We start from the raw sequence: 5,209 nt of genomic DNA, 5'->3' as shown, positions 1-5,209 counted from the left end.
TGTGCCAAGGGAGTTGCGTGGGAATAATATCCCAATCGATCGGAGGGCGCAAGCTTTGCGCCCCTACAGTAACGGATTTTGTCCACAATGTAGGGGCGAACTGCGTTCGCCCAAAAGGTACATTATCAAAGCGCAAGTCCCCAATCCAGATAAAAATGGTGTCAGTGGGGAAAAAGCTCACCCCCTAGGATTGCTGTAAAAAAATTAATTCAGCCGGCGTTACCGCTCCTTTTTCGGTAATGATAGCGGTGATGAAAGCGGCGGGAGTAACATCGAAGGCGGGGTTATAAAAGTTAACATCTCTAGGACAAAGGGTTGTCGTCCCCACCTGATAAATTTCGGCACTATCGCGCTGTTCGATCGGGATACCCGTACCATCCTTAAGGGAAAAATCCACCGTCGATAGGGGGGCAGCCACATAAAAAGGCAGATTATGAGCTTTTGCCAGCACCGCGAGGGAATAGGTGCCGATTTTGTTGGCCGTGTCCCCATTGGCCGCAATGCGATCGGCCCCGACAATCACCGCATCGATCAGTTTTTGCTGCATACAGTGGGCCGCCATGCTATCGGTGATCACGGTGACGGGAATTCCCTCCCGCGCACATTCCCAGGCGGTTAATTTTGCCCCTTGCAACCTTGGCCGGGTTTCATCTGCATACACTTGTATTAGTCTTCCTGCCGTCCAAGCGGAACGAATTACCCCTAAAGCAGTACCATAACTGGCCGTGGCCAGGGAACCAGTATTACAGTGGGTTAAAATTGTCAGTTTTTCCGGTTGCTCCGGCAGCGCCAATAAACCATGGTGACCGATCGCCCGACAGGTTTCCACGTCTTCTTTTTGGATATTGTGGGCAGTTTCAAGGAGATTTTTGCTAATTACTGCCACTTCTGGGCCACTTTCCCTGGCCACTTTTAACATTCGCTCGATCGCCCAGAATAAATTCACCGCCGTGGGCCGGGTTTGCGCTAATCGATCGGCTATTCTAGTTAAATCAGCCAGAAATTCCTCTTTCTGGTCAGTTTTAATTTCCTGCGTTCCTAAAACCATACCGTATGCAGCCGCTACCCCGATCGCCGGAGCGCCGCGGACAATCATCGTTTCGATCGCCCGGGCCATGGCTTCACTGCTGGTGATCTCAACTTCCCCATAGTCCATGGGTAAACGGGTTTGATCGATCAGCCAGACTTTGTTATCTTGCCAACGCACGGGATAGATTGAGTTACTCTCGGGGGTGGTTGTGGTCATAACATTTTTAGATTGAGAATTAGCCAAATTTACCAGTATAGCAGCGGGCTTTCTCTACTTTGTGTTTTTTTGTAAAAAGTAATTTTAAATACAGAAACTTTTTTTATAATGTATAAATAAGTGACTAGGAAAAATTGAAGAATACTTTCTCACTTAGTCCGAGCTTTTATATTAACTAATTCCGAGGATAATTACCGTGAAAACAGCGAAATATCCCGAAAAAATTGCCGCTCTCTGGACAACATTCCTCTTGGGAACCCTATTTCACACCCAACTGGGTTTAATGCCGCTTTTCCATGGTCAATCGATCGTCGAGAGCCATCAAACCAGCAATCTCGATCCGATTTTCTGGGGAATGTTGCTCTTTTTTTTGCTGCCAATGTTAGCGATTATCGGGGTCAATTTTAGCGAAAGTCGCTCCTTGAGAAAGGCCCATTTCTGGCTGACAATTCTCTATTCTGTCTTGAATTTAGCCCATCTAATCGCCGATCTTTTGGTCAGACCGATCGCCTGGTATCAAATCGCTCTCATGGCAATTTTATTGATCATCGGACTGATTTTAAATCTAGTTTCCTATCAATGGCTGCGGTTAGCGATCGCCCATCCGCACCATCTCTCGGAAAGTCATTAGTAGTGCCAAGATCAAAAGGTGGCCGGTTGACTAACTGATTCAGACAAGAGGAGGCCTTTTGATCTCAAGTTGGTGCTTATGAAAGCAAAAGCAAGCTTAAACCAGAGCTAAAGGGATTTTTTCGGGAAATTTAACTTAAAAAATCTAATTAATCCCTATTATTCCCCAGATCAGCCTGTAAATTGCCCCTATTTCCGGGCTGCTGCTGCCACCTCATCTCACCAAGTGCGGATCTTTTTAGCTATGATAGTTCAGAACCAAGCCAATAAAGGGAACTTTTGGGGCTGGTTATTCATCAGAAAACTCCTGATCGGAGGAGTTAAGCAGACGATATAGTTCAGATTAATGGCAAATATTGGTTAATAGTAATAACGAGGTAATTATTTTGATGAAATCTCTCATTCGTTGGACGGCAACTCTTGGTTTAGTAGGAACGACAATGTTGACTTCGCTGCTGGGCAGCTATTCTAAAGCACTCGCTTTACCGGAAGAACAAATCGTCAAAACCTTGCAGTCTGTACCTGTCTTCGCTATTGCCGATGATCAAGGAGTTCCCCTAATTGCCGTAGGAGAAAAAGAACAGAAATTCACGGGGGTTTTTATTAGTAAGCAGGACGCACAAAACTTTTTTGAACGACTGAAAAAAGAGAATCCTGAAGTGGCCAGCAAAGTTAAAGTTCAGCCCGTTTCCTTGGCACAAGTCTATAAAATGCAAACCAGTCAAACCGATCAAAATCGTTTAATTATCGATTTTGTTCCCAAAGAGTCGGAAGTAGAATCGGCGAAAAAACTGCTCAGTGAAAGAGGTCAACAGTATCAAGGTGGTGTACCTTTATTTGTGCCGAAAGCAGGAAAAGAGAGTAATTTTCTGGTGATCAATCGCAATAATCAGGATTTTATTCCTTTCTTCTTTGAAAAAGCCGCCGCTTTGCAAATGGTAGAACAATATAAAAAAGCTAATCCCGCCGAAGCAGCCACGGTGAAAATTGATGTTATTCCCTTAGAAAATGTCATTGCCACCCTACAACAAAGCAACGATGAAGCTTTAACTAAAATTCTCCTCTATCCTAGTCAAGAAACGATTGATTTTATTCGGGCAAATAGTAACCAAAAGGCTCCCAACCAACCCCCGGCAAATCAGCCACGCCCTAATAATAATACCAATAATCCCCCCACCCCTAATCGTTAAGCCTTGTGTCTGCTAGTATTTCCGGTCAAGAATTAAGTCAATGGCGCCAACAGGCGATCGCTGATTTAGCGCAAGCGCAACTATCTGCCAAGGAAGTGGATATCTTTCTGCAAGCAGTGACAGATTTAGATACTCTTTCCCTGCGCTTACAATCCTTTCGCGAACGAGAAAAAATCCCCTTGAGTTATTCTTGGTCGGAAATTACTAAACGCTGGCAAAAACGCCTGCAAGCAAGGGTTCCCTTGCAGTATTTGCTCGAATCGGTGGTCTGGCGTGATTTTACCCTGAAAGTCTCCCCAGGGGTCTTAATTCCTCGTCCCGAAACCGAGTTATTAATCGATATTGTTGGCGAAACCGTCAGAGGAGACGACGGGGGAATCTGGGTAGATCTGGGAACCGGTAGCGGTGCGATCGCTATTGGTTTAGCTAGTATCTTGACAAAAGCGGCAATATATGCTACTGATTACAGTCCAACGGCTTTAGCGATCGCCAAAGAAAATATCATCAATACGGGTTTTGCCGACAGAATTATCTTAAAACAGGGTTCTTGGTGGACACCCCTAGAGAAGTGGAAGGGACAGATTAGCGGGATGCTGTCCAATCCTCCCTATATTCCCAGTGCAGAAATCCCCGACTTACAAATTGAAGTGCGGGAACATGAACCCCGTTTGGCCCTCGATGGGGGTGAAGACGGATTACAGTCAATTCAATATCTAGTGGCCACTGCACCCGATTATCTGCGATCGGGAGGCCTTTGGCTAGTGGAAATGAGAGCCGGTCAAGGGGAAAAAGTAGCGCAAATGCTGGAAAATCAGGGCAATTATCGACAAATTCAGATTATTAACGACCTAGCAGGTTTCGATCGCTTTGTTTTGGCCGAGCGAATTTAGCGCAATGCACCCGCTTCGCAGTCCCGCAGCCAGAGACGCACCGCTTGGCCGATAGTCCCTTGACTGGTTTCTAGGGGAGGTAAGGGGACTTGAGCGGGTTCAAGGGCAGCTAATTGACTGTAAATCGTCACTAATCGCCATCCTTCCCCAGTTTTAGTTAAAAATAACCAGTGATAATTCTGGAGAGTGACAGAGCGATTTTTGCTATACTGACGCTCTAAAGTTGTAAAAAAAACCTGTTGAGTGTCATCGGCAATTTGACCAGAATATTGACTAGCACTTAAAGGTAGAGGTGCAAATTCGGGACGACCGGCAATAATCACAAAAACCGGTGTAGATAATTTTTGATCGATTTGGGAACGGGTAATAACTCGATTAGCATAACCGGGTAAATCTGACAAGAGGCGATCGACTAGAAGATTTAAATCCTCTGGACAGCTAGAAAGAGGACGACTAACTGCTGGGAAGTTAATCCCGAAAATAACCAGTAATACTCCTAAATATCGGCTAATTCGTGACAAATTTTTGCCCATGCTATTTTTGGCTCCTCGGCACCGGTGATCGGTCGTCCAATTACTAGATAATCAGCCCCAGCTTTAAGCGCTTGGGCCGGAGTCATCACCCGACTTTGATCCCCTTTGCTTGACCAGGAGGGACGAACTCCGGGGCAAACTAAGAGAAAATCCTCTCCACAGACGCGACGCAATTGCGCCACTTCTTGGGGAGAACAAACCGCCCCATCAATTCCCGATTCCTTGCCCAATAATGCCAGATTTAAGGCATATTCCGATAGTTCTAGGGGAATTTTGAGGTCGAGGGCTAATTCCCTGGCGTTAAGGCTGGTTAAAACGGTGATAGCGAGAAGTTTTGGCGGCGATAGCAGGTCAGAGATTGCCCCCTTTGCCGCCGTCAGTGCTTGCCGTCCGGCCGTTGCGTGCAGGGTGAGTAAATCCACTTGATAGCGACTAGCTGAACGACAGGCCCCGGCGACCGTATTGGGAATATCATGGAATTTGAGATCGAGAAAGATCTTTTTTTGTCTTTCTTGCAGAAGCGCCAGAATCTCTGCACCGCTACTGACAAATAATTCTAGTCCCACTTTCCAAAAATTGACTTCCGGCAACAGATCAAGGAGTGCGATCGCTTGTTCTAAATCCGGCACATCGAGAGGAACAATAATTCGGTCTGAGTTGGTCATATTTGGGCGATACAGTGGGGAGTGGGGAGTGGGGTGTGGGGAAGTGGGGAAGTGG

The 5,209-nt window shown here is 46.2% G+C and carries 7 protein-coding genes; 4 read left to right on the top strand and 3 right to left on the bottom strand.

Annotation, left to right across the window (positions count from 1 at the left end; genetic code table 11):
• On the top strand, nucleotides 1-199 hold a 199-nt coding region (locus tag IM515_RS04330), incomplete at its 5' end, for a hypothetical protein (RefSeq protein WP_287697880.1).
• Here the strand turns inward: IM515_RS04330 and mtnA are convergent.
• Complete coding sequence (gene mtnA, locus IM515_RS04325) at nucleotides 185-1,246, bottom strand: S-methyl-5-thioribose-1-phosphate isomerase (RefSeq protein ID WP_287627215.1); 1,062 nt, start codon at nucleotides 1,244-1,246, stop codon at nucleotides 185-187. The genes IM515_RS04330 and mtnA overlap by 15 nt on opposite strands.
• Nucleotides 1,247-1,442: 196 nt before the next feature.
• Between mtnA and IM515_RS04320 the strand changes: the two genes are divergently transcribed.
• From IM515_RS04320 to prmC, 3 genes are all read left to right on the top strand, one after another.
• A complete protein-coding gene (locus IM515_RS04320) occupies nucleotides 1,443-1,877 on the top strand; it encodes a hypothetical protein (protein WP_002768052.1) in 435 nt (144 codons plus the stop codon).
• Nucleotides 1,878-2,265: 388 nt separating this feature from the next.
• A complete protein-coding gene (locus IM515_RS04315) occupies nucleotides 2,266-3,066 on the top strand; it encodes a Tic22 family protein (protein ID WP_002768050.1) in 801 nt (266 codons plus the stop codon).
• A gap of 5 nt (nucleotides 3,067-3,071) precedes the next feature.
• Nucleotides 3,072-3,956 (top strand): peptide chain release factor N(5)-glutamine methyltransferase, encoded by an 885-nt coding sequence (gene prmC / locus IM515_RS04310; protein ID WP_287627216.1) that lies wholly within the window; start codon nucleotides 3,072-3,074, stop codon nucleotides 3,954-3,956.
• Here prmC and IM515_RS04305 read toward each other — a convergent pair.
• Both IM515_RS04305 and pyrF read right to left on the bottom strand, forming a co-directional pair.
• On the bottom strand, nucleotides 3,953-4,489 hold the full coding sequence (locus tag IM515_RS04305) for a hypothetical protein (RefSeq protein WP_004161742.1): 537 nt from the start codon (nucleotides 4,487-4,489) through the stop codon (nucleotides 3,953-3,955). The two genes, prmC and IM515_RS04305, sit on opposite strands and share 4 nt — an antisense overlap.
• On the bottom strand, nucleotides 4,453-5,154 hold the full coding sequence (gene pyrF, locus IM515_RS04300) for an orotidine-5'-phosphate decarboxylase (RefSeq protein ID WP_002794219.1): 702 nt from the start codon (nucleotides 5,152-5,154) through the stop codon (nucleotides 4,453-4,455). Before pyrF ends, IM515_RS04305 begins: the two co-directional genes overlap by 37 nt.
• Between the last annotated feature and the right edge of the window lie 55 nt (nucleotides 5,155-5,209).

Source organism: Microcystis sp. M44BS1 (genome assembly GCF_020244875.1).
GTDB lineage: Bacteria > Cyanobacteriota > Cyanobacteriia > Cyanobacteriales > Microcystaceae > Microcystis > Microcystis panniformis.
The sequence above is the reverse complement of the archived record's forward strand: the minus strand, read 5'-3'. Positions and strand labels throughout refer to the sequence as shown.

Bases quoted from the DNA above. Each gene is read 5' to 3' on its own strand.
- mtnA (WP_287627215.1), bottom strand. From the start codon at position 1,246: ATGACCACAACCACCCCCGAGAGTAACTCAATCTATCCCGTGCGTTGG.
- IM515_RS04315 (WP_002768050.1), top strand. From the start codon at position 2,266: ATGAAATCTCTCATTCGTTGGACGGCAACTCTTGGTTTAGTAGGAACG.
- IM515_RS04305 (WP_004161742.1), bottom strand. From the start codon at position 4,489: ATGGGCAAAAATTTGTCACGAATTAGCCGATATTTAGGAGTATTACTG.
- pyrF (WP_002794219.1), bottom strand. From the start codon at position 5,154: ATGACCAACTCAGACCGAATTATTGTTCCTCTCGATGTGCCGGATTTA.